The sequence below is a fragment of the Ideonella sp. sgz306126 genome (assembly GCF_056032705.1).
On record NZ_JBVYWP010000004.1, the window covers coordinates 237748 to 261763 of the forward strand.

General features: G+C 70.9%; 18 protein-coding genes. 12 read left to right on the forward strand and 6 right to left on the reverse strand.

The window, feature by feature from the left end; all coding sequences use genetic code 11:
- Positions 1-192: 192 nt before the first annotated feature.
- Positions 193-1395 carry an ammonium transporter gene (locus AC0N04_RS13495; RefSeq protein WP_474282478.1) on the forward strand — a complete coding sequence of 401 codons (1203 nt, stop codon included), beginning with the start codon at positions 193-195 and terminating at the stop codon, positions 1393-1395.
- Between the two features lie 7 nt (positions 1396-1402).
- On the opposite strand, the gene AC0N04_RS13500 is transcribed toward AC0N04_RS13495, so the two are convergent.
- The 3 genes from AC0N04_RS13500 to AC0N04_RS13510 form a co-directional block, all read right to left on the reverse strand.
- Positions 1403-3607 carry a CHASE domain-containing protein gene (locus tag AC0N04_RS13500; protein WP_474282480.1) on the reverse strand — a complete coding sequence of 735 codons (2205 nt, stop codon included), beginning with the start codon at positions 3605-3607 and terminating at the stop codon, positions 1403-1405.
- A 37-nt stretch (positions 3608-3644) separates the two neighbouring features.
- Positions 3645-4007 (reverse strand): response regulator transcription factor, encoded by a 363-nt coding sequence (locus AC0N04_RS13505; protein ID WP_474282482.1) that lies wholly within the window; start codon positions 4005-4007, stop codon positions 3645-3647.
- Positions 4008-4196: 189 nt separating this feature from the next.
- Positions 4197-6179, reverse strand: a complete 1983-nt coding sequence (locus AC0N04_RS13510) for a sigma-54-dependent Fis family transcriptional regulator (RefSeq protein ID WP_474282484.1) — start codon at positions 6177-6179, stop codon at positions 4197-4199.
- 311 nt (positions 6180-6490) lie between these two features.
- Between AC0N04_RS13510 and exaC the strand changes: the two genes are divergently transcribed.
- From exaC to AC0N04_RS13545, 7 genes are all read left to right on the forward strand, one after another.
- Positions 6491-8011: an acetaldehyde dehydrogenase ExaC gene (gene exaC, locus AC0N04_RS13515; protein ID WP_474282486.1), complete on the forward strand. Its 1521-nt coding sequence runs from the start codon at positions 6491-6493 to the stop codon at positions 8009-8011.
- 94 nt (positions 8012-8105) lie between these two features.
- A complete protein-coding gene (locus AC0N04_RS13520; protein ID WP_474282488.1) occupies positions 8106-8483 on the forward strand; it encodes a DUF779 domain-containing protein in 378 nt (125 codons plus the stop codon).
- Between the two features lie 108 nt (positions 8484-8591).
- Positions 8592-11099 (forward strand): hybrid sensor histidine kinase/response regulator, encoded by a 2508-nt coding sequence (locus tag AC0N04_RS13525; RefSeq protein WP_474282490.1) that lies wholly within the window; start codon positions 8592-8594, stop codon positions 11097-11099.
- Between the two features lie 114 nt (positions 11100-11213).
- Positions 11214-11921, forward strand: a complete 708-nt coding sequence (locus AC0N04_RS13530) for a riboflavin synthase subunit alpha (protein ID WP_474282492.1) — start codon at positions 11214-11216, stop codon at positions 11919-11921.
- 67 nt (positions 11922-11988) lie between these two features.
- Entirely contained in the window at positions 11989-13434 is a 1446-nt protein-coding gene (sbcB, locus tag AC0N04_RS13535) for an exodeoxyribonuclease I (RefSeq protein ID WP_474282494.1), read from the forward strand.
- 96 nt (positions 13435-13530) lie between these two features.
- Positions 13531-14223: a DUF6781 family protein gene (locus AC0N04_RS13540; RefSeq protein ID WP_474282496.1), complete on the forward strand. Its 693-nt coding sequence runs from the start codon at positions 13531-13533 to the stop codon at positions 14221-14223.
- Between the two features lie 134 nt (positions 14224-14357).
- On the forward strand, positions 14358-15479 hold the full coding sequence (locus tag AC0N04_RS13545; protein WP_474282499.1) for a beta-ketoacyl-ACP synthase III: 1122 nt from the start codon (positions 14358-14360) through the stop codon (positions 15477-15479).
- 35 nt (positions 15480-15514) lie between these two features.
- On the opposite strand, the gene thrH is transcribed toward AC0N04_RS13545, so the two are convergent.
- The 3 genes from thrH to AC0N04_RS13560 all read right to left on the reverse strand — a co-directional run bounded on the left by thrH (position 15515) and on the right by AC0N04_RS13560 (position 19062).
- A complete protein-coding gene (thrH, locus tag AC0N04_RS13550) occupies positions 15515-16135 on the reverse strand; it encodes a bifunctional phosphoserine phosphatase/homoserine phosphotransferase ThrH (RefSeq protein ID WP_474282501.1) in 621 nt (206 codons plus the stop codon).
- Positions 16136-16242: 107 nt separating this feature from the next.
- Positions 16243-18477 (reverse strand): molybdopterin-dependent oxidoreductase, encoded by a 2235-nt coding sequence (locus tag AC0N04_RS13555; RefSeq protein ID WP_474282503.1) that lies wholly within the window; start codon positions 18475-18477, stop codon positions 16243-16245.
- Between the two features lie 96 nt (positions 18478-18573).
- Positions 18574-19062, reverse strand: a complete 489-nt coding sequence (locus AC0N04_RS13560; RefSeq protein ID WP_474282505.1) for a thioesterase family protein — start codon at positions 19060-19062, stop codon at positions 18574-18576.
- 186 nt (positions 19063-19248) lie between these two features.
- Between AC0N04_RS13560 and AC0N04_RS13565 the strand changes: the two genes are divergently transcribed.
- The 4 genes from AC0N04_RS13565 (at position 19249) to AC0N04_RS13580 (ending at position 23982) form a co-directional block, all read left to right on the forward strand.
- Positions 19249-19560 (forward strand): hypothetical protein, encoded by a 312-nt coding sequence (locus AC0N04_RS13565; protein ID WP_474282507.1) that lies wholly within the window; start codon positions 19249-19251, stop codon positions 19558-19560.
- 140 nt (positions 19561-19700) lie between these two features.
- On the forward strand, positions 19701-20744 hold the full coding sequence (locus AC0N04_RS13570) for an AraC family transcriptional regulator (protein ID WP_474282509.1): 1044 nt from the start codon (positions 19701-19703) through the stop codon (positions 20742-20744).
- 158 nt (positions 20745-20902) lie between these two features.
- The gene (locus AC0N04_RS13575; RefSeq protein WP_474282511.1) at positions 20903-22324 is read left to right on the forward strand and encodes a coniferyl aldehyde dehydrogenase; all 1422 of its coding nucleotides are present in this window, start codon (positions 20903-20905) and stop codon (positions 22322-22324) included.
- Positions 22325-22332: 8 nt separating this feature from the next.
- A complete protein-coding gene (locus AC0N04_RS13580; protein WP_474283068.1) occupies positions 22333-23982 on the forward strand; it encodes a GMC family oxidoreductase in 1650 nt (549 codons plus the stop codon).
- Positions 23983-24016: the final 34 nt, after the last annotated feature.

Below are 24016 nucleotides of genomic sequence, written 5' to 3' on the forward strand. Positions count from 1 at the left end.
CTCGCCGCGCTGAATGCACCAATAGATTGCATCAAATGATCAAAGTGGTGCATTGACGATGATGTCCGGTGCATCACGGCCGGCATCCTGAGCTTTGAGCGCACCGAAGACGGCATGTCACTTGCTTTCGTGGTGCGCTTTGGCGCGGCTTGGTGCGTGGCACCGTGACGCGCAGCTCACAGGAGACGATGCATGGATCAGGTCAAGCAAGGCAGTGATGCCTTGTTCATTTTGTTGGGCGCCATCATGGTGCTGGCGATGCACGCGGGCTTCGCCTTTCTGGAATTGGGCACGGTGCGCAAGAAGAACCAGGTCAATGCCCTGGTCAAGATCCTGGTCGATTTCTCGATCTCGACGATCGCCTATTTCTTCGTCGGCTACACCGTGGCCTATGGCGTCAGCTTCTTCAGCGGCGCCGAGGTGCTGGCGGCGAAGAACGGCTTCGAGCTGGTGCGCTTCTTCTTCCTGCTGACCTTCGCCGCCGCGATCCCGGCGATCGTCTCGGGCGGCATCGCCGAGCGCGCACGCTTCATGCCGCAGCTGATGGCCACGGCGGTGATCGTCGGTCTGATCTACCCGTTGTTCGAGGGCGCGGCATGGGGGGGGCGATTCGGCTTCCAGGCCTGGCTCCAGGCCGCGGCCGGTGCCGAGTTCCACGACTTCGCCGGCAGCGTGGTGGTGCATGCCGTGGGCGGCTGGATCGGCCTGGCGGCGGTGCTGTTGCTGGGGGCGCGCGCCAACCGCTACCGCAAGGACGGGGCGATCAGCGCGCATCCGCCGTCGAGCATCCCGTTTCTGGCACTGGGCGCGTGGATCCTGACCGTGGGCTGGTTCGGCTTCAACGTGATGAGTGCGCAGACCATCGACAAGATCTCCGGCCTGGTGGCGGTGAACTCGCTGATGGCCATGGTCGGCGGCACGCTGGTGGCGGTCGTGCTGGGCAAGAACGACCCCGGCTTCGCCTACAACGGTCCGCTCGCCGGGCTGGTGGCCGTGTGCGCCGGTTCCGACCTGATGCACCCGGTGGGCGCGCTGGTGGTGGGCGGCGTGGCCGGGGCGATCTTCGTCAGCCTGTTCACGCTGACCCAGAACAAGTGGAAGATCGACGACGTGCTGGGAGTCTGGCCGCTGCACGGCCTGTGCGGCGCCTGGGGCGGCGTGGCCTGCGGCATCTTCGGGCAGACGGCGCTGGGCGGTCGCGGCGGCGTCACGCTGGCGGCGCAGCTGATCGGCACCGCCGCCGGGGTGGCTTGGGCGCTGTTCGGCGGGCTGGTGGTCTACGGCACGATCAAGGCCCTGCTCGGCCTGCGCCTGTCGCCCGAGGAGGAATACGAAGGGGCGGACCTGTCCATCCACCGCATCGGCGCGACGCCCGATCGGGACGTGAGCTGGTAAGCCGGCCTCAGGTGGCGCCGGCGGGCGCCACGTCCGGTGGCGGCGCGGCGGCGCGCAGGTCGGCCTCGTCCAGCGCCGGCAACAGCGGCAGCCACAGCGTCAGCGTGGTGCCGATGTCCGGCTGGCTGTGCAGGCTGACCTCGCCCCCGTGCAAGGCCATCACCTCGCGCGTGATGGCCAGGCCCAGTCCGGCGCCCAGGATGTGGCCCGACGGGTCGGCGCGGTAAAAGCGTTCGAATGCCCGGGCGCATTGCTCGGCGTCCATGCCGATGCCGTGGTCGGTGACCCGCAGGCCCACCCAGGGCACCTGGTCGCGCAGTTCACGAAGGGTGTCCAGCGTGATCGGGCTGCCGTCGGGCGAGTACTTGACGGCGTTCGACAACGCGTTGACCAGCGCCTGCCGCAGCTTGGCGGCGTCGGCCAGGGCCCACAGCGCGGCCGGGCCGAGCGCCAGCGTGATGCGCGACGGCTGGTCGGGCTGCAGCATCGACTCGGCGGCGGTTTCGGCCACTTCGCGCAGGTCGCAGCGTTCGCGCACGAAGTCATGGTCGCCGCGGGCGTCGATGCGCGCCAGGTCCAGCAGTTCGTCGACCAGGTGCTTGAGCACGCCGGCCTGGCGGTGCACGATCTGGCTGACCTTGATGCGGCGCGCCTCGGGCAGGTCCGGTTCGAGCAGCAATTCGGAGAAGCCGTAGACGCTCGCCAGCGGCGTGCGCAACTCGTGGGCGGCCGTGGTCAGGAACTCGCCTTTGAGCCGATCCACCTCGGATTCCCGCGTCACGTCGCTGAAGTAGTAAACCCGCTGACGCGCGTCCTCGCGCTGGCTGCGCTGCAGCACCCGCCGCGGCGGCCCGGCCAGACGCAGCGTGACGTCGCCCGGCGCCAGCGGCGGCATCGCGGCGCCGTCGGTGGCGAGGCCGGCGAGCCAGGCGTCCACCGCGGCTTCGCTCAGGCCCAGCAATTCCAGCGGCTGCAGGCCGAACAGGCGGCTGAACGCCGGGTTGGTGAAGACCAGCCGGGCGACCCCCGCGGCGTCGCGCTCGAACACCAGCACGCCATCGGGCGACAGGCTGCTGACCGCGTCCAGCCACAGCGTGCGCGAGCGCACCTCGTCCGATCGCTGCAGCACCTCGCCCTCGGCTTGGCGCCGGCGGCGGATCAGCAGGCCCACCATGCCGACCAGCAGCAGGTTGATCGTCACGCCCGCACCGGCCACCAGCGTTGGCTGCAGCATGTCGGGCGCGGCGCTGGCGCCCAAGCTGCGATAGACCACGGTCCATTCGCGGCCGCCGAAGCTCAGCGAGCGCTGCCGCTGCAGGGCGTCGGGCCGGGCGGCCTCGGCACCGGCGGCCTCGCTGTCGTAGAACAGATTGCCGGGCGCGGCCTGGACGCCGTCGTGAAGCTGGAACGCGATGTCCCGGCGATCGGCGGGCTCCAGCACCGCCATCAGGTCGCCGACCCGCACCGGCGCGTAGACCCAGCCCCACAGCGCCGCGCGGCGTGCGGCGTCCGAATCCGGCCGCGCGCCGCCGCGGTAGACCGGCAGAAAGACCAGGAAGCCGTTCTGGTCCCGCTGGCCGGCGTCCTGCACCAGCCGCAGGATGCCGGTGGTGGCCATCTGCCCGCTGTCGCGCGCGCGTGACATCGCGGCGCGCCGGGTCGACTCCGACAGCATGTCGAAGCCGAAGGCGCGGCGGTTGCGCGCGTCGAACGGTTCCAGATAGACGACGCTGCTGTAGGTGTCGCGCCAGCCGGGCGGCCAGACGCGGTAGTCGGCGAAGCCGTCGGCACGGACGGCCTGCTGGTGGGCCGCCAGTTGCTCCGGCGCGATCAGCTCGCTCAGCCCCAGCCCTTGGACACCGGGAAAGTGCGTGGGCATGTCCAGCGAATCGACGAAGCGGTGCCAGGCGGCGCGCGACACCTGGCCCTGGTCGGCATCGAACAGCGCGGCGCCGCCGCGCAGCATCGCCTCGCAGCCCGCGACGCGGCGCATCAACCGGGCATGCAGTTGGTCGGCGCGCTGCTCGAAGCGGGCACGGGCCTCGTGGCGTGCCTGCCGCAGCGACACGCGCCAGGCCACCAGCGTCAGCGCGAAGGCCGCAGCCAGCGCCACCCAGAGCAGGGCCGGCTGGGCCAGCCACTGCGCCAGGCTGCCGTCGCGCGCGGGCCGGTGGTCAGCCCGAGCGAGGTCGCGCGGTGGGGTGGCGTCCATGCGGTGGGGCTCGGCTGGGGAGCGCGCGGCCCAGACCTCAGATCGTGCGCCGCACGACCTGCAGCAGCTGGCGCGGGCTGAAGGGCTTGACCAGATAGTCGTCGGCGCCGGCGTTCAGGCCGGCCATGCGGTCCGCCGCCTGGCTCCGCGCAGACAACATGATGATCCTGGTGTTCCGGCGTGCCGGGTCGGCCTTGATGCGCCGACAGACGCCCAGCCCGTCGACCGAGCCGGGCATCATCACGTCCAGCAGCATCAGGTCGGGCGACACCTGCGCGGCCATCGCCAGCGCCGAATCGCCGTCCTCGGCCTCGTGGATCTCATAGTCGCCCAGTTCCAGGCTCATGCGGATGAGCTCGCGGAGGTCGGGCTGGTCTTCGACGATCAGGATGCGCTTCATGAAGGGTCGACGGCAGGGCCTTGCCGGGGGGCTGCCGATCCGGGGCGGCGGTGAATCATGCGCGAGGCCGAGGGCCTGCACCTGTACCGACTGTAGCGAGCGTCGCCGGATCCGAGGCGCGCAACTGAGGGGTCGCACCGGGCCATCTCCGGCGATGGCCGGCGCGTGGGCGGCAGCGCGCCGCGGCCGTCAGCCGCCCGCCCTGGGCTGCGCGCGCATGCGGCGGTAGAGCGTGTTGCGGCTGATGCCCAGGCGCCGCGCCGCTTCCGACAGATTGCCCTGCGCCTCGGCCACCGCGCGTTCGACGCTGCGCTGCTCGACCGCCCGCAGGCTGCCGGGCTCGGCCTCGGCCGCCGCCGGCTGGGCCGCCAGCGCGCCGCGCAGGTCTTCGGCCAGGTCGTCGGGCAGGTGCTGCCAGTCGATCGCGTCGTCGCCCGGGTCCATCAGCGCGCAGGCGGTGCGCAGCGCGTTGGCCAGCTGGCGCAGGTTGCCGGGCCAGGCGTAGCCGGCCATGCGCAAGGCCAGCTCCGGCGTCAGCGCGACGCGCCGCTGCGGGTTCAGCTCGGCCAGCAGCCGCTCGATCAGCGCCGGCAGATCCTGGCGCTCGCGCAGCGGCGGCAGTTGCAGGGTCAGGCCGTTGATGCGGTAGTACAGGTCTTCGCGGAAGCGGCCGGCCTTCATTTCCTCGCGCAAGGGCCGGTGGGTGGCGCAGACCAGCTGGATGTCCACCGCCACCGGCTTGCCGCCGCCCAGCGGCAGCACCTGGCGTTCCTGCAGCACGCGCAGCAGGCGGCCCTGCATCGCCAGCGGCATGTCGCCGATCTCGTCCAGGAACAGCGTGCCGCCATCGGCCTCGCGGATGCGGCCCGGCGCGCCGTCGCGGCTCGCGCCGGTGAATGCCCCCGGCCGGTAGCCGAACAGCTCGGCCTCGATCAGCGATTCGGGCAGCGCGGCGCAGTTCACCGCCACCAGCGGCTGTCGGCGCCGCGGCCCGCTGGCATGCACGGCGCGCGCAAACACCTCCTTGCCGACGCCGGACTCGCCCTGCAGCAGCAGCGCGATCGGCTTGTCCAGCACCCGGCGCGCCCGCTCCAGCGCGCTGCGCAGCGCGGCATCGCCCGTGTCCAGGGCCGCCAGTGCATCCTGCGCTGGGGCGCCGGCGCCCGGCCGCGCGGCGGCCAGCGCGGGCGGCGGTGCGTCGCCGCGCGGTGCCGGCGCGGCGGCCATCGTGATGCTCTGGCGCCCGGGCTCGGCGCGCAGCCACAGCGCCCGGCCATCGCGGGTCTGGACGGCCACCGGCGGGTGGCCGGGGCGGCACCACAGCTCGGACAAGGTGTCGACGCGCAGGTCCAGCAGCTCGTCGACCTGGCGCGCACCGATGTCCGACCAGCCGATGCCCAGCGAGCTCAGCGCGGCGTGGTTGGCGCCGACGATCCAGCCGTCCTCGGACAAGGCCAGCAGGCTCTCGGTGAGCGTGGACACGCCTTCCGGCTGGGCGTGCAGGCGCAGCCGGAAGCCGGCGGCATGGCGGGTCTCGAACAACCGGTGCTCGATCATGCGCACCGCCGATCGCACCAGCCCCAGCGTGTGGCGGTGGAAGCCGCGGTGGTCGCCCGACAGGTCGAGCGCGCCGAGCAGGCGGCCCGACGGATCGTGGATCGGCGCGGCGGCACAGGTCAGGAAGGCGTTGCGCTCCAGGTAATGCTCGCCGGCATGGATCACCAGTGGCTGGCCTTCGGCCAGCACGGTGCCGATCGCGTTGGTGCCGCGCCAGCGTTCATGCCAGGTCGCTCCGGGGCGCAGTGCGACGCGCTCGGCGCGGCCCACGAAGCCGGCGTCGCCCAAGGCGTGCAGCAGCATGCCCTGGGCATCAGCCAGGATCACCATGCTGTCGGTGTCGCGGGTCTGCTCGTAGAGAAACTCCATCACCGGCCGGGCGTGCGCGACCAGCTCGCGGTGCAGCTCGAGCGCGCGGGCCAGTTGCGGGGCCGACGCGTGGGGCGCACCGGGAGGGCGGCCACCGGGGACCAGGCCGGCTTCGGCGCTGCGCTGCCATGACCGGGCCAGCGTGCTGCCCACCAGTTCTGCTGAAACCTCGCCATGGCTGTTCAACTGGCGGCGCGCCTCGCGCACGGTGGCGAGCGGAAGGACGGGGCTGAGGGCTTGGTGCATATCGGTTTTTGCTCCGCTTTGAATCACCTATGCAAACTCGTTCATGAGGGTCGACGCGAGGGCTTGCGAGGCGATTCGAGGGTTTCAGCAGAAAAAAGGGGGCTGGTTGTTCCGTTGGGTGACAGCTGTGACGCGACACCTGCCGTTGGGACACATCAACGCAGGATTTGGACCTGTTTTCAGCCGGGACGCGGCCGGTTCCGGCACAAGCCGGGCTGGCACGGCGCGTGCGATGGGCTGTCCGTGCTGCCGGGCCGACGCGCTGCCCGAAGGCCATTCACGCTCACCCACGCATGCATTAGGAGACAACCATGCTGTATGCCCATCCCGGCGCCGCCGGCGCCCCCGTCGCCTTCAAGGCCAAGTACGACAACTTCATCGGCGGCAAGTTCGTGGCCCCGGTGAACGGCCAGTACTTTGATGTCATCTCGCCGATCAGCGGCAAGGTCTACACCCAGTGCGCGCGCTCGAACGAGGCCGACATCAACCTGGCGCTGGACGCCGCGCACGCCGCCAAGGACGGCTGGGCCGCCACGCCGGCCGCCACCCGTGCCAACATCCTGCTGAAGATCGCCGACCGCATCGAAGCCAACCTCGAGAAGCTGGCCTACGCCGAGACCGTGGACAACGGCAAGCCGATCCGCGAGACGCTGAACGCCGACATCCCGCTGACCGTCGACCACTTCCGCTATTTCGCCGGCTGCCTGCGGGCGCAGGAAGGCGCGCTGTCGGAGATCGACGGCAACACCATCGCCTACCACTTCCACGAACCGCTGGGCGTCGTCGGCCAGATCATTCCGTGGAACTTCCCGATCCTGATGGCCGCCTGGAAGCTGGCCCCCGCGCTGGGCGCCGGCAACTGCGTCGTGCTCAAGCCTGCCGAATCGACCCCGGTCAGCATCCTGGTGCTGGTGGAACTGATCGCCGACCTGCTGCCGCCGGGCGTGCTCAACATCGTCAACGGCTATGGCCGTGAAGCCGGCATGCCGCTGGCCCAGAGCAAGCGCATCGCCAAGATCGCCTTCACCGGCTCGACCGCGACCGGCCGCGTGATCGCGCAGGCGGCGGCCAGCAACCTGATTCCGGCCACGCTGGAGCTGGGCGGCAAGAGCCCCAACATCTTCTTCGACGACGTGATGGCGGCCGACGACGCCTTCCTCGACAAGGCGATCGAAGGCATGGTGCTGTTCGCCTTCAACCAGGGCGAGGTCTGCACCTGCCCGAGCCGCGCGCTGATCCAGGAATCGATGTACGACCGCTTCATCGAGAAGGTCCTCAAGCGCGTCGCCGCGATCAAGCAGGGCGACCCGCTCGACACCGACACCATGATGGGCGCGCAGGCCTCGGCGATGCAGCAGGACAAGATCCTCTCGTACCTGGAACTGGGCAAGCAGGAAGGCGCGCAAGTGCTGATCGGCGGCTCGGCCGCCAAGATGAGCGGCGACCTGGCCGGCGGCTACTACATCCAGCCCACGCTGTTCAAGGGCAACAACCAGATGCGCATCTTCCGCGAAGAGATCTTCGGCCCGGTGCTGGCCGTGACCACCTTCAAGGACGACAAGGAAGCCCTGGCCATCGCCAACGACACGCCTTACGGCCTGGGCGCCGGCGTCTGGACCCGCGACGGCAGCCGCGCCTACCATTTCGGCCGCCAGATCCAGGCCGGCCGGGTGTGGACCAACTGCTACCACGCCTACCCGGCGCACGCGGCCTTCGGCGGCTACAAGGAATCGGGCATCGGCCGCGAAACCCACAAGGTCATGCTGGACCACTACCAGCAGACCAAGAACCTGCTGGTCAGCTACGATCCGAACAAGCTCGGCTTCTTCTGATCGCGGCGCCTCGGCGTCATGCAGCGAAGGGCGGCCCAGGCCGCCCTTTTTCATGCCGGCGAGGCGCTTGTCTCCACTCGCCAAGGAAGCCCCCATGGACCCCGTGCAACGCGTCACCGCCACCGAGGCGGCGCTGGCCCTGATCGAGCGCCTGCGCCAGTGCCACGGCGCGATCTTCTTCTACCAGTCGCACGGTTGCTGCGACGGCAGCACGCCGATGTGCTTCGCGCCCGGCGAGATGAACCTGAACAGCAGCGACCTGCTGTTCGGCGAGGTCGGCGGCGTGCCGTTCTACGCCAGCCGCACCCAGGCAGAGTACCTGCAAGGCACGCAGATCATCCTCGACGTGGGGCAGGGCAGCCTGGGCACCTTCTCGCTCGAGGACGCCGAAGGCCTGCATTTCAAGGCCCGCACCCGGCTGTGGACGGACGACGAGGCGGCGCAGCTGCTGCGTCAGCCGCTGGGCGGCTGACCACGGGGCGCGGCGCCCCGCGGCGCGGGCGCTCGGATCGGGCGACGGGTTGGGGCATAGTAGCGGCCTACGCCCCGCCGGGGCGCCGCGCGTGGTCTGCCCTCCGACATGCCTCCTCAGAGCAACTCGCCCACCGGGGCGCCGGGCCTGCCGCCGGGCCACGAGTCCGGGGAGCGGCATGCGGCCAACCTGCTGGCGCAGTCCCAGGCCGCGGTCGGCGTCGTGACCTGGATGTGGACGGTCGCCGAGCCACAGGCCGAGTGGTACGGCGACATGTCGGTCCTGCTCGGATTGCCGCCTGGCAGCTTCGGCGGCCGATTCCCCGAGTTCCTGGCATGCCTGCATCCCGACGACGCCGAGCCCTCGCGGCAGCGCCTGATCGCGTGCCTGCGCGGCCAGAGCTCCGGCTACCGGGCCGAGGAGCGCGTGATCTGGCCCGACGGCAGCGTGCACTGGCTGGAGACGCACGGCAGCGCCTTGGTGGGGGAGGACGGCAAGATCGAGCGGCTGATCGGGGTCGCGATGGACGCCACGGCGCGCCGCCAGGCCGACGACCTGAAGCTGGCCAGCGCGCAACGCTTTCGCCAACTGATCGATGATGCGCCGGTGGCGATCGGCGTGTCGCGCGGCGATGACGTGGTCTACGGCAACCCGAGTTTTCTGCGCCTGTTCGGCCTGCCGAATCTGGCGGCGGCGGGGCGGCTGCGCGTGCTGGACCTGATCGCACCGGCGGACCGCGCGGCCATGGTCGCCCGCACCCGGCAGCGCGAGGCCGGCCTGGCGGTCGACGATCGTTACGAGGTGATGGCCTGCCGCAGCGACGGGGTCGCATTCGAGTGCCAGGTGTCGGTCACCAGCATCGGGCTGGATAGCGAGCAGGAGACGCTCGTCTTCCTCGAAGACATCTCGGCGCGACGGCGGGCGGAGCGCGCGCTCCGGTCGCTCAACGCCGAACTGGAGCAGCGGGTCGCCGAGCGCACCTTGGCGCTCGAGGCGAGCAACCAGGCCCTGCTTTCGGCCCGCGACGAGGCGCAGGCGGCGACCCGTGCCAAGGGCGACTTCCTGGCCAACATGAGCCACGAGATCCGCACCCCGATGAACGCCATCCTTGGCCTGGCCGGCCTGGCGCTGCGGGGCGACGGAACGGACTCGAAGTGCCGTACCTACCTGCTCCACATCCAGAGCGCGGCGCAATCGCTGCTGGGGATCGTCAACGACATTTTGGATTTCTCGAAGCTCGAGGCCGGCAAGCTGGCGATCGAGGCGAGGCCGTTTGCGTTGCAGGAATTGCTGGATCGGGTCACCGCGATCGTCGGCCTGGCGGCGTCGCAGAAAGGGCTGGCGTTTCTGCTCGACACCGGCGCAGACGTGCCGCCGCAGCTGGTGGGCGATCCGCTGCGCCTCGGCCAGGTGCTGCTCAACCTCTGCGGCAACGCGGTCAAGTTCACCGAGCGCGGAGACATCGTCGTGACCACGGCCCGCGTCGGGCCGGCCGATCCAGGCCGGGTGAGCCTGCGCTTCACCGTGCGCGACACCGGGCCGGGCCTGACTCCTGCGCAGTGCGCGCTGCTGTTTCAACCGTTCGAGCAACTGGACCCCAGCACCACCCGGCGCCATGGCGGCACCGGACTGGGCCTGGCCATCAGCAGGCAACTGGTGGAGCGCATGGGTGGGCAGATCGGCGTCAGCAGCACGCCGGGCGAGGGCAGCGAGTTCCATGTCACGCTGAGCCTGGGGTGCGCCGAAACCGGCGCCGTGCGGGTCGCGCCGGACCCCGACCGGCCGACGCCGCCGCGCTCCGGTCGCCCGCCCGATCTGGCAGGCGAGGCGGCGAGCGACCTGCAGGGCCGGCGCATCCTGCTCGCCGAAGACAATGAATTGAATCGGCTGGTGGCGGTGGACTTGCTGGTCGACGTGGCCGGGGCCCAGGTCGACGTGGTCACCGATGGCGTGCAGGCCATCGAGCGGGCCCGCACCGGCGCGTACGACCTGATCCTGATGGACGTGCAAATGCCCGGGGTGGACGGCTACGAGGCCACCCGCCGCATCCGCGAGGCGCCCGGCGGGGCCCGCGTGCCTATCCTGGCGATGACAGCGCACGCGATGCCGCGCGACCGGGATCTGTGCCTGGCGGCGGGCATGGACGACGTGGTCGTCAAGCCCTTCGAGCCCGCGGAGCTGTTCGCCAGGATGTCGTTCTGGTTGTCGCACGACCGGGCGACCCCGCGCTGCGCCGCGCGGGGGGCCGCCGGCGCAGCGCAGGCGCCGATCGATTTCGAGCTGGGCCTGCGCCACTGCATGGGACGGGCGGACCTGTATCGCCGGGTGATGCGCTCGTTTCAAGAGACGCACGGCGCCGACGCCCAGCGCCTGAAGGAGGCGCTCGCCCGCGCCGATCTGGAGGCGGTGTCGCGCCTGGCCCATTCGGTGGTGTCGGTAGCCGGCGCGATCGGGGCCGGCACCTTGGCCGGCGTGGCCAGCCGCCTGGAGGTGGCGGCCGGTCAGGCGGCGTTCGACGCCTGCGCGTGCCTGGCGCAGGAGTTCGCGCAGGCGCACGCGGTGGCGCTGGAGGCGTTGCGTGGCTGGCGCGAGCCCGACGCCGCGTCGCCACCGTAGCGCCCAGGTCGGCGCGCCGGCGCGACAATCGGCGCTTTCATCCACCCGAAGGCCCGGATCCGGTGCGTCGCACGGCGCACCGCGCATCGGCGGCCGTCGCCAGCCCAGCTCCCCATGTTCACCGGCATTGTTCAAGGCGTGGCCACCGTCGCCCGCATCACCGACCGCCCCGGCCTGCGCAGCTTCACGCTGCAGTTCCCGCCCGGCTTCGCGCACGAGCTGGCGATCGGCGCCAGCGTGGCCTGCGACGGCGTCTGCCTGACCGTCACCACACTGCACGGCGGCGACGCGGCCGACTTCGACGTGATGCAGCAAAGCCTCAGCCTGACCACGCTGGGCCAGCTCAAGCCCGGCAGCCGCATCAACGTCGAGCGCGCCGCGAAAGACGGCGCCGAGATCGGCGGCCACCCGCTGTCGGGCCATGTGGATGTCACCGCCACCGTCGCCGCCATCCGCCAGCCCGAGAACAACCACGTGATCCGCGTGGCCGTGCCGGCGCCGTGGATGCGCTACGTCTTCGCCAAGGGCTACATCGCCCTCAACGGTGCCAGCCTGACCGTGGCCGACGTGAACAAGACGGAGGGCTGGTTCGAGGTCTGGCTGATCCCCGAAACCCTGCGCATGACCACCTTCGGCGACAAGCAGCCCGGTGACCCGCTGAACATCGAGATCGAACGCGCCACCCAGGTCTTCGTCGACACCGTGCGCGACGCGCTGGACGAACGCCTGGGCCCGCTGCTGCCCGCGCTGGAAAAGCTGCTGGCCCAGCAAGGCCAGGGGCTGGACGCACTGGCCGCGCCGGTGCCGCGGCCCGGCTCCTGAGCGCGGCGTCCAGGTGACCGTAGTCTGGCGGCCACGGTCAGGTCAAGGCCTGGGGTATCGTGACCCCATGGCCGATTTCAGCTTCTTCTGGCACGACTACGAAACCTTTGGCCGGGTGCCGCGGCGCGACCGACCGGCGCAGTTTGCCGGGGTGCGCACCAATGCCGACCTGGACGAGGTGGAAGCGCCGGTGATGCTGTATTGCCGGCCGGCGCCGGACACGCTGCCCGATCCGGAATCCTGCCTGCTGACCGGCATCCTGCCGCAGCACTGCCTGGAGCGCGGCGTGATCGAGGACGCGTTCGCGCAGGCCATCGCGCAGGCGCTGTCGCGGCCCGGCACGGTGGGCGTGGGCTACAACTCGATCCGCTTCGACGACGAGGTCACGCGCCACCTGTTCTGGCGCAACCTGATCGACCCGTATGCGCGCGAATACAAGAACGGTTGCGGCCGCTGGGACCTGCTGGACACCGTGCGCTGCATGTACGCGCTGCGGCCGGAAGGCTTGCAGTGGCCCACGCATGACGATGGCCGGCCCTCGTTCAAGCTCGAACACCTGACGGTGGCCAACGGCCTGGTGCACGAAGCGGCGCACGACGCCTTGTCGGACGTGCGCGCCACCATCGCGCTGGCCCGCCAGATCAAGGCAGCACAGCCCCGGCTGTGGGACTTCTGCCTGAAGCTGCGCAGCAAGCAGGCGGTGTGGGCCGAGATCGAGTCCGCACAGCGCCAGGGCCGGCCGTTTCTGCACATCTCGGGCATGTACGGGCCCGAGCGCGGGTGCCTGGCCGTGGTGTGGCCGCTGGCGCCGCACCCCAGCAACCGCAACGAGCTGATCGTGTGGGACCTGGCGCAGGACCCGAGCGAGTTGTTCACGCTGAACGCGGCGGCGATCCGCGAGCGGCTGTTCACTCGCAGCGAGGATCTGCCCGAAGGCGTCACCCGGCTGCCGCTCAAGACCATCCACGTCAACAAGTCGCCGGTGGTGATCGCCAACCTCAAGACGCTGTCGCCCGAGATGGCCGAGCGCTGGGGCGTCGATTGGGCGGCGGTGCAGCGCCACGCCGAACTGGCGGCGCAGCGGGGGGCGGCGATGGCCGGCATCTGGCCCGAGGTGTTCGAACGCCCGGCCCCGGATCGCGCCAGCGACGTCGACGAAGACCTGTACGGCGGATTCCTCGACGACCCGGACCGCCGCCGGCTCGACCGCTTGCACCGCCTGCCGCCCGACGACCCCGCGCTGCGCGGCGCCAGCTTCGACGACCCGCGGCTGGAGGAGCTGGTCTTCCGCTGGCGCGCCCGGAACTTCCCGGCCACGCTCGGCGCCGACGAGGCGCAGCGCTGGGCGGCGCTGCGCCGGGGCCGGCTGATCGACGGGGAGGGCGGCGGTCTGAGCCTGGCGGCCTTCCAGCAGCGGCTGGCCGAGCTGGGCGACGGCGCCGACGAGCGCGCCCGCGGCCTGCTGGCGGGTCTGGCCGATTACGCACGCCAGTTGAACGCTGCGCTGGACTGAAGCGGCGCTGGCGGTTACGCTGCAGCAAGGCTGTCGGCACCGCGCGGGCCTGCGGTGCCGGCAGAGCGAACATCCATCCCTTGACGAGGAGAGACCATGCTGAAATCGGGTATCGACCAGGACGCGTTGATCGAGAAATTCGCCACCGCCAGCGCAAAGCAGACGGCGCAGCTGAAGGCCGCGGTGACCCAGGCCACTCTGGGCGCGCTGCAGGGGCGCGAGATGAGCCTGAAGAACATCCGCGGCGTGGTCAAGTCGGTGACCGAGGCGGCCAGCGCCGGCACGGCGCAGAACGTGCTGCCCAAGATCGACGTCGAGAAGATGCTCGATTCGGCGGTGGCCGGCATCGACCAGGCGCTGCTGAAGGCGGTGGAAGCCAACCGCATGGCGCTGACGAGCTTCGTCGACCAGGGCGTGAGCCTGAAGGAAAAACACCTGAAGAAGGCGATGGCCGATCTGGAGCAGCTCGAAGACACGATGTTCGCCGCGGTGCGCAAGGCGGCCGGCTCCGCCAGCGACGGCCTGGCCGGCCCGTGGCAGCAGGTGATGGAGAAGTTCCAGGTCGGCGGCTCGCAGGCTGGCCTGCAGGCCAACGCGACGGTGGAGCAGGTCACTGCCCAGATGCAGAAGGCGCTGCGTGATGGCCGCGCAGTCGGCATGAAGGCGGCCGAGGCGCTCGCCGACAGCTACACCGCGCTGGTCAGCGGCGTGCTGATCGGCATGTCCGAGGCCTTCCAGCAAGCCGCTCCCGCAGCGGCCAAGCCGGCCGCCGCGCGCAAGCGGAGCTGAGGCGGCGCCGGGCCGCGGCCTGGCGACCGGCGCCTGCCGGCCCCGGTCTGGAGAGGCCCCTCGGTTTTTCCGGAGGGGCGGCACCGGGCGGTCTGCCTACACTGGCGGATCGCCATTTTTTTTCGGACCCCCTCATGACCCGAGTCGTCATCAGCGGCACTGGCCTGTACCAGCCGCCCCACGTCATCACCAACGCCGAACTGGTCGAGGCCTTCAACGCCTACGCCGCGCTGCAGAACGAGAAGAACGCCGCGGCCATCGCGGCGGGCGAGATCGCGGCGATGACGCCGTCCAGCGTCGAGTTCATCGAGAAGGCCTCGGGCATCAAGCAGCGCTACGTGATCGAGAAATCCGGCGTGCTGGACCCGACCCGCATGTACCCGCGCTTCCAGGCCCGGCCGGACGATCAGTTGTCGCTGATGGCCGAGATCGCCGCCGACGCCGCCAACAAGGCGCTGGCCGCCGCCGGCAAGACCGGCGCCGACGTGGACGCGGTGCTGTGCGCCTCGGCCAACATGCAGCGTGCCTACCCGGCGATGGCGGTGGAGATCCAGCAGGCCATCGGCGCGCGCGGCTACGGTTTCGACATGAACGTGGCGTGTTCGTCGGCCACCTTCGCGATCGAGCAGGCGGTCAATGCGGTCAAGGCCGGCACCGCCCGGTGCGTGCTGGTGGTGAACCCCGAGATCACCTCGGCCCACCTGGAATGGCGCGACCGCGACTGCCATTTCATCTTTGGCGATGTCTGCACCGCCACGATCGTCGAGGCCGCCGACACCGCCACCTCGGCCGACCGCTGGGAGGTGCTGGGCACCAAGCTGGTGACCCAGTTCTCGAACGCGATCCGCAACAACTTCGGCTTCATGAACCGCGCCGAGGACAGCGACCCGCTGGCCCGCGACAAGACCTTCCGCCAGGAGGGCCGCAAGGTGTTCAAGGAAGTGGTGCCGATGGCCGCGGCCCACATCGAGGCCCACCTGCAGGCGCTGCGCTTCGAGCCGACGGCGGTGCGCCGCTTCTGGCTGCACCAGGCCAACCTGGGCATGAACCAGCTGGTGCTGAAGAAGCTGGTGGGGCGCGAGGTGGGTGACGACATCGCGCCGTTGATCCTCGACGACTACGCCAACACCGCGTCGGCCGGCTCCATCATCGCCTTCCACCACCACCGGGCCGACCTGCAGGCCGGCGACCTGGGGGTGATCTGCTCCTTCGGCGCCGGCTATTCGATCGGCAGCGTGGTGGCGCGCAAGCTCTGAGCAACCGTCGGCGCGCCCGCAGCGGCAATGCCGCGTCAGGCCTGGGCGAGGGCGCGCGCGGCTGCCGCGTCGATCGAGGCGCGCAGCGTCGGATAGTCGCGGTGCACCGGAAACTGCGGGAACTGGGCGACGATGGATTCGGGCGGGTGGATGAAGAAGCCGGCATCGGCTGCACCCAGCATGCCGGTGTCGTTGTACGAATCGCCGGCGGCGAAGACCTGGAAGTTCAGGCTCTTCAGCGCGTTGACGGCATGGCGCTTCTGGTCGGGCTGGCGCAGCCGGTAGTCCTGTACGAAGCCGGCCTCGTCCACCACCAGCTTGTGGCAGAACAGGGTCGGACGGCCGAGCTGCTGCATCAGCGGGTCCGCGAATTCGTAGAAGGTGTCCGAGAGGATGATCACCTGGTAGCGCTGGCGCAGGCCGTCCAGGAAGGCCTGGGCGCCTTCCAACGGGCTCATGCCGGCGATCACCTGCTGGATGTCGGCCAGCTTCAGGCCGTGCCGAGCCAGCAGCGCGATGCGAAAACGCATCAACTTGTCGTAATCGGGTTCGTCGCGGGTGGTGCGCGAGAACTCCTGGATGCCGGTGCGCTTGGAAAACTCGATCCAGATCTCGGGGACGAGGACGCCTTCGAGGTCGAGGCAGACGACTTGCATGAGGAAGCTCCGGAGGGGCCCGCTCGGACCCGGGGTCATGCGGCGTGGGGCGGCCGCGAACGGCGCGCATGGTACCCCACCGCCGGTGCGCCCTCCCATGCCGGGGCTCAGGCGGCGGCGATGGAGACGGCCACGCCGGACAGCACCGCGTTGCCCGACAACGGGTCCCTCAGCCGCTCGTCCAGCACGGCGTTCAGGTTGACGCCGGGCCGCTCGGCCGCAAGCCCCAGCCGCGCGCCGGGCAGGTCATGGCCCCAGCCATGCGGCAGGCTGACGACGCCGGGCGGCACGGTGTCGCTCAGCTCGACCGGCGCGGTGAGCTGCCGGCCTTCGCGCAGGCGGATGCAGGCCGGCTGGCCGTCGGCCAGCGCGAGCCGGGCCGCGTCCTCGGGGTGCATCAGCAGTGTGCAGCGCTCCGGGCCCTTGGCCAGCAGCGGCAGGTTGTGCATCCAGCTGTTGTTGCTGCGCACGTCGCGCCGCCCGATCAGGCTGAACGCGGGGGCGGGTTCGTGCAGCGCTGCCAGTGCGCGGGGCAGGTCGGCCAGCAGCAGCGCCGGCGCGAGCTCGATGCGGCCGCTGGGCGTGCGCAGCAGCTCGGGAAGGCGCGGCTTCAGCGGTCCCAGGTCGATGCCGTCGGGGGCGGCCCGCAGGCGGTCCAGGCTCAGGCCGTCCGGGCGCTGGCCGAAGCTATCGCCGTAGGGACCGCTGCGCAGCGCCAGGTCGAGCAGCCGGTCGGGCCCGCGGCGTGGGGCCAGCGCGGCGATCAGTGCGGGCGCCGCGTCGTCGCCGACCTGGCGGCGCAGTTCTTCGGCCAGCAGCGCGTCGTCCAGGGCCAGCACGTCGGTGTCGGCGCCGCGGCCCTGGACGATGGCCAGCAGCGTCAGCAGGCTTTGCCACTCGGCCGGGTGGCCGTCCGCTGGCGGCAGCACCGGCGGGCTGTAGCGCGCGTGGTTGCGGTGGCTGAGCTGGGTGAACGAGATGTCGTAGTGGCTCTCCTCCAGCGGCGACAGGCCGGGCAGGATCACGTCGGCGTGGCGGCTGGTCTCGTTGAGGTAGATGTCCAGGCTGAGCATGAAATCCAGTCCGTCCAGCGCCGCGGCCAGGCGCGGGCCGCCGGGGGCCGACAGCACGGGGTTGCTGGCCACGGTGATCAGCGCCCGCACCTGGCCGACGCCGGGGGTCTCGATCTCCTCGGCCAGCAGCGTCATCGGCAGCTCGCCGAAGACCTCGGGCACGCCGCTGACGCGGCTCGCGTGGCGGCCGGTGACCACGCCGCGGCCGGTGCCGGGCCGGCCCAGGGTGTTGGCGGCAAAGGCAGCGGCCTGCGGGAACATCGCGCCGCCGGGGCAGTCGAGGTGGCCGGTCAGCAGGTTGAGCACGTCGATCAGCCAGGACGCCAGCGTGCCGAAGGCCTGGGTGCAGGTGCCGATGCGGCCGTAGACGCAGGCGCGCTCGGCGCCGGCCAGCTCGCGGGCCAGGCGGCGGACGGTGTCGGCCGGCACGCCGCAGCGCGCGGCCACGGCCTCGGGGCTGAAGGGCGCGACCGCGTCGCGCACCGCGTCCACGCCCACCGTCCAGTCGGTCAGGCGGCCGAGGCGGACCCGGTCTTCGGCGAACAGCGTGTGCACCATCGCGGCCAGCAGGAAGACGTCGGCGCCCGGACGGATCGGGTGGTGCTCGTCGGCCACCTGGGCGGTCTCGCTGCGGCGCGGATCGATCACCACCAGCCGGCCGCCGCGCTCGCGCAAGGCCTTGGCCTTGGCGCGGAAATCGGGCACGGTCCACAGGCTGCCGTTGCTGACCATCGGGTTGGCGCCCAGCACCAGCAGCCAGTCGCAGCGTTCGATGTCGGGCACCGCGACGCTGAGCCAGTGGCCGAACATCAGTCCGCTCTGCAACTGCTTGGGCATCTGGTCCAGCGTCGAGGCCGAATAGATGTTCTTCGACCCCAGGCCCCGGGCCAGGCGGGCGAAGTACAGCAACAGCCCCATCTTGTGCGCGGCCGGGTTGCCGACCGCCAGCGCCACCGCGTCACGCCCATGCGCGGTCAGGATGGGCGTGAGCCGGCGCTCGACCTCGGCGTAGGCCTGGTCCCAGGTGGCGGGCTCGAAATGGTCGCCGCGGCGGATCAGCGGCGTGCGCAGGCGGTCCGGGTCTTCGTGCAGCTCTCCCAGGGCCACGCCCTTGGGGCACAGGTAGCCGGCGCTGAAGACATCGTCCTGCGCGCCGCGGATGCGCGTCACCCGGCCCTCGCTGACCTGGATCTCCAGGCCGCAGCAGGCTTCGCACAAGGGACAGATGCGGCGATGTCGGGTGCCGGGCAGGGCAGGGGAGGTGGGCATGGGCAGGACTCCGCAGGGAGGCGCCATCTTCGCGCGGGCGGCCAAGCAGCGGGGTCGCTTTGGCGACGCCGCACCCCTGGGATCTTCCCGGGGGGCTCAGCTGATGATGTACGCCGCGGCGGCGGTCGCGATCAGCGTGCCTTCATGGTTGACCAGTTGCATTCGGGTGGCCCCGACACGCCCGCCCAGCCGGGTGACCTCGCCGCTGGCGACGAAGTGCCGGCCCTGGCCCTGGCGCAGGTAGTCCACCCGCAGATCGATGGTGCCGATCCGGCCGAAGCGGTGCGTGAGCTGCTCGGTGGTTTCGTCCGGGTGCTTGGCGGCCATCGCCAGCATCAGCGCCAGGCCGCCGACGGTGTCGAGCGCGGTGGCGATCACGCCACCGTGCAGCCGGCCGTGCAAGGCGTGGCCGATCAGATCGGGCCGCATCTCCAGCCGCAGCGCCGGCGCGTCGGGCTGCAGGCTGGCCACCGTCATGCCCAGCGTCTGGTTGAAGCAGATGCGGTGTTCGAACAGGTCGGTCAGCGTGGCGTCCAGCCGGGCCTGTTCTTCGGCGCTGCGGCTGGGGGGAGTCAAGGTGTTCATGGCGCAAGCATACGTGGTGGCTCCGGTCGGTCGGGTCCGGCGGGCGGCCCTAATCCTGGCCTCATCGGCGCTTCATCCAGGGTTCATCGGGAACGCCTAGCCTGCGTCCCATGCGCCTGCCTGCCCGCTCGACCTCGCTTGCTCCTTCCGCCCGGCCCGTTGCGGCGGATCGTTCGCCGCGCCGACATGGGTAAGAACGAGTCGTCCGGCAGCGGCCTGTCGGCGCACATCCTGCCGACCTCGTCGACGATGATCGGCGTGTGCATGACGGTGTTGTCCATCGGACACCTGGGTCGCAGCACCGAGATCCACCACCTGGTCGACAAGCTGCTGGCGATGGACGCGCTGGTGTTCCTGTTCAGCGCAGTGCTGTCCTTCGTGTCGATGCGCTCGCCGCACGCCAGCGCGAAGAAGGAATCGCTGGCCGAGTCGGTCTTCATCACCGGGCTGGGCCTGCTGGCCCTGGGTGCGGTGGTGCTGGCGTTCGCGATCGCCTGAGCGCGGGCACGCCGCCTCGGGGGCTTGCGCCATTGCGGCGGGCGTGCGGGCCGCCTAGCATCGCGGACCACGGACGCCGGGCTTCTTGCCCGCGAGCCGCTCCCGATGTCCCCGACCGCCTGCGAATCCCCGTCGTCGCGATGAACAACCTGATCCGTGCCGCCGCACTGACCGGCTACCCGGCCCTCGCCGCCTCGCTGGGGCTGGACGTGGACCGGCAACTGCGGCGGGTGGGTTTGTCGCCCGCGTCGCTGGCCGACCCCGATGGCCTCATCCCGTACGGCGCGATGATCGATCTGCTGGAGCGCGCCGCCGCCGACGCCGGCTGCGGCGACTTCGGCCTGCGGCTGTCGCAGCGCCAGGGGCTGGACACGCTCGGGCCGATGGCGGTGGTGATCGAGCATTCGGCCACGGTGGGCCAGGCGATCGCGATGGCGTCGCGCTACATGTACGTGCACAGCCCGGCGATCCGGCTGCAGGCCGAGCCGGTGCCGGGGCGCGCGGACGCGGTGGACCTGTGCTACGCGATCGACCTGCCGGGCGCCAAGGCATCGGTCCAGGCCGTCGAGCTGGCGCTGGGTCTGATCGTGCAGGGCTTGCGCCAGCTGGGGCGGGGCGAGATCCGGCTGCATCAGGTGATGCTGCCGCACCCGCGCTGCGGCCCGGCCGCCAGCTATGCCCGGCTGCTGCACGAACGCTGCCACTTCGACCAGCCGCGGGCCGCGGTGCGGCTGGCGGCCGCGGACCTGGACCGCGCGATGCCGCAAAGCAGCGCGATGATGCGCGCGCTGGCGCAGACCTACATGGACACGCGTTTCGCGGCGCCGCAGCGGGCCTTTTCCGACCGGGTCCGCCTGCTGGTGCAGCAGTTGCTCGGCACCGGGCGGGCGTCGCATGCGGTGGTGGCCCAGATGCTGGCGATCCATCCGCGCACCATGCAACGCCGGCTCGGCGAAGAGGGGCTGACCTTCGAACAGCTGAAGGACGGATTGCGCCGCAGCCTGTTCGAGGAGCTGGTGGCGCGGCCGGACGCGCCGTCGATGGCCCAGCTGGCCGCGCGGCTGGACTACGCCGAGGCGTCGGCGTTGACGCGCAGTTGCCGGCGCTGGTTCGGGGTGTCGCCGACGGCCTTCCGCCAGGCTCGGCTCGCCGCCGGCGCCGGTCTCTCGAGTGCCGCCTCCTGAGCGCGGGCCGCGCCCTCTAGGGGCTTTCCTGTTGTGTCGCCAAAAGTCAACAATATGACCGCCATGGGTAACATCGATCCGGCCGCGCCGCGGGATGCTGTCGGTCGCGCCGGGCCTGCGTGTCGGCCGCCGGATCACTCACCGCAAGGAACCCCGTCATGGACCAAGCCGAGCCCCTTCTGCGATCGACCCTCGAGGCGGTTCTCGAACGCCAGCGCGCCGCCTACCTGGCGCATCCGGTGCCCACGCTGGCCGAGCGCCAGGCCGACCTGCGCACGCTGCAGCGCTTCATCCGCGATCACAAGGACGCCTTGTGCGACGCGATCAGCGCCGACTACGGCCACCGCTCGCGTCACGAGAGCCTGCTGGCCGAGATCTTTCCGGCGATCGATGGGGTGGATCATGTGATCGGCAAGCTGCGCGGCTGGATGAAGCCTCAGCGCCGCGGCGTCGATCTGCGCAATTTCTTCGGCGCCCGCAACCGCGTGATTCCGCAGCCGCTGGGCGTGGTCGGCGTGATCGTGCCCTGGAACTTCCCCGTCAACCTGAGCCTGGTGCCGCTGACCTACATCTTTGCGGCGGGCAACCGGGCGATGGTCAAGATGAGCGAGAACTCGCGCCACCTGGCCGCGTTGCTGATCGAGAAGATGCCGGCCTACTTCCCGCCGGAGAAGCTGCAGTTCTTCGACGAGACCGGCGGTGTGGGCATCGAGTTTTCGAAGCTCGGGTTCGACCACCTGCTGTTCACCGGCTCGGGCCAGACCGGGCGCTCGGTGATGGCGGCCGCCGCGCAGAACCTGTGCCCGGTGACGCTGGAGCTGGGGGGCAAGTCGCCGGCGATCGTCTGCGACGATTTCCCGCTGCGTACCGCGGCCGAGCGCATCCTGTTCGTCAAATGCCTGAACGCCGGCCAGATCTGCACCACCGTCGACCATGCGTGGCTGCCGCAGTCGCGGATCGCCGAGTTCGTGCAGCTGGCGCGCGAGATCGTGCCGGCGCGCTATCCGACGCTGGCCTCGCCCGATTACACCTCGATCATCGATCCGCGCGCGTTCGACCGCCTGCTCGCCGCGCTGGACGACGCCCGCGAGCGCGGCGCCACGCTGATCCCGCTGCTGCCGGGGCCGGCCTTCGACCGCGCCAGCCGCAAGATCGCGCCGCACCTGGTGCTGGACGCGCCGGCGGATTGCGAACTGCTGCAGCGCGAGATCTTCGGTCCGATCCTGCCGCTGCGCGCCTATACCGCGCTCGATCAGGTGGTGGCCCGGATCAACGCCGGGCCGCGGCCGCTGGCGATCTATCCGTTCAGCAACGACCCGCAGCGGGTGCAGTCGCTGCTGGACCGGGTGATGTCGGGCGGCGTGTCGGTCAACGACGCGCTGTTCCATGTGGCGCAGCACGACCTGCCGTTTGGCGGGGTCGGCGCCTCCGGCATGGGCCATTACCACGGGCAGGAGGGCTTCATCACCTTTTCCAAGCTGCGGCCGGTGTTCTACCAGGCGCGCTTCAGCGGCATGAAATTCCTGGCGCCGCCGTACGGCAAGCTGGCCGACGCGATGCTGAAATTCCTCACCCGGTGAACGCGGCCATGGAGTTCGACCATGTCATCGTCGGCGGCGGCTCCGCCGGCTGCGTGCTGGCGGGGCGGCTGTCGGAGGATCCCTCGGTCCGCGTGTGCCTGCTGGAGGCCGGTCCACCCGACCGCAGCGTGTTCATCCACGCCCCGCTGGGCTTCGCCGCCAGCGCGCCGTTCGGCCTGAACGCCTCGCGCTTCGAGTCGGTGCCGCAGCCCGGGCTTCATGGTCGCCGGGCGTTCCAGCCGCGCGGCAGGACGCTGGGCGGCAGCAGTTCGGTCAACGCGATGGTCTACACCCGCGGCCATGCCAGCGACTACGACCACTGGGCCGCGCTGGGCAACGCCGGCTGGGACTACGCCAGCGTGCTGCCGCTGTTCAAGCGCTCGGAGCATTGCGAGTGCTTGGGCGCGAGCGCCTATCGCGGCGTCGGCGGTCCGCTCAACGTTGCGGCCTTGCGCAACCCGAGTCCGATCAACGAGGCCTTTCTGCGCGCCTGCGAAGCCGCCGGCATCGCGCGCACGCCGGATTACAACGGCGCCCGTCAGGAGGGCTGCTTCCTGGCCCAGGTGACGCAGAAGGACGGCGAACGCTGCAGCGCAGCCAAGGCCTATCTGACGCCGCACCTGGGGCGTCCGAACCTGACGGTGCTGACCCGGGCGCAGGCCGAGAAGATCGTCTTCGACGGGCGCCGGGCCACCGGCGTGCAGGTCCGCGTCGGCGGCACCCGGCGGGTGATCGCGGCGCGGCGCGAGGTGCTGCTGAGCGGCGGCGCGTTCGGCTCGCCGCAGCTGCTGATGCTGTCGGGCGTGGGGCGGGGAGCCGACCTGCAGCGCTGGGGCATTCCGGTCGTCCATGAGCTGGCCGGGGTCGGACAGAACCTGCAGGACCACGTCACCGCCACCTTCATCTGGCGGTCGGCCGATCGCGACGCGACGCTGGGCATGTCGGCCCGCGGGGCGGCGAATCTGCTGAACGGCGTGCGCGAGTGGCGGGCCCGGCGGACCGGGCTGATCACGACCAACGTCGCCGAGTCGGGGGCGTTCTTCCGGACTCGGCCGGAACTCGCGGTGCCGGACATCCAGCTCGCGCTGGTGGTGGCGATGGTCGACGATCACAACCGCAAGATGCACCTCGGCCACGGCTACAGCCTGCACATCACGCTGGCGCGGCCACGCAGCCGTGGCCAGGTCACGCTGGCGAGCACCGATGCGGCGGATTCGCTGCAGATCGATCCGCGCTATTTCAGCGATCCGGCCGACATGGCGACGCTGCTCGACGCGACCCGCCAATCGCTGCGCCTGATGGCCCATCCGGCGCTGGACCGTTACCGCGGGCCCTTGCTCTATCCGGTCGATGCCAACGATCCGGTGGCGCTCGAGCGGGACATCCGCCGCTCGGCCGACACCGAGTACCACCCCTGCAGCACCTGCAAGATGGGGCCGGCGGACGATCCGGACGCGGTCGTCGACGCCGAGTTGCGGGTGCACGGCGTCGAGGGCCTGCGGGTGGTCGACGCGTCCATCATGCCGACCCTGATCGGCGGCAACACCAATGCGCCGACGATGATGATCGCTGAGAAGGCGGCCGAGCTGATCCGCGGCCGCGGCAGCTCCGCAAGCACCCTCCTGGGCGCGCCGGACGAGCCGGTGACCTCGGCCTGACGGACCATACCAGCCGGCCGGTATGGTCGCTGCG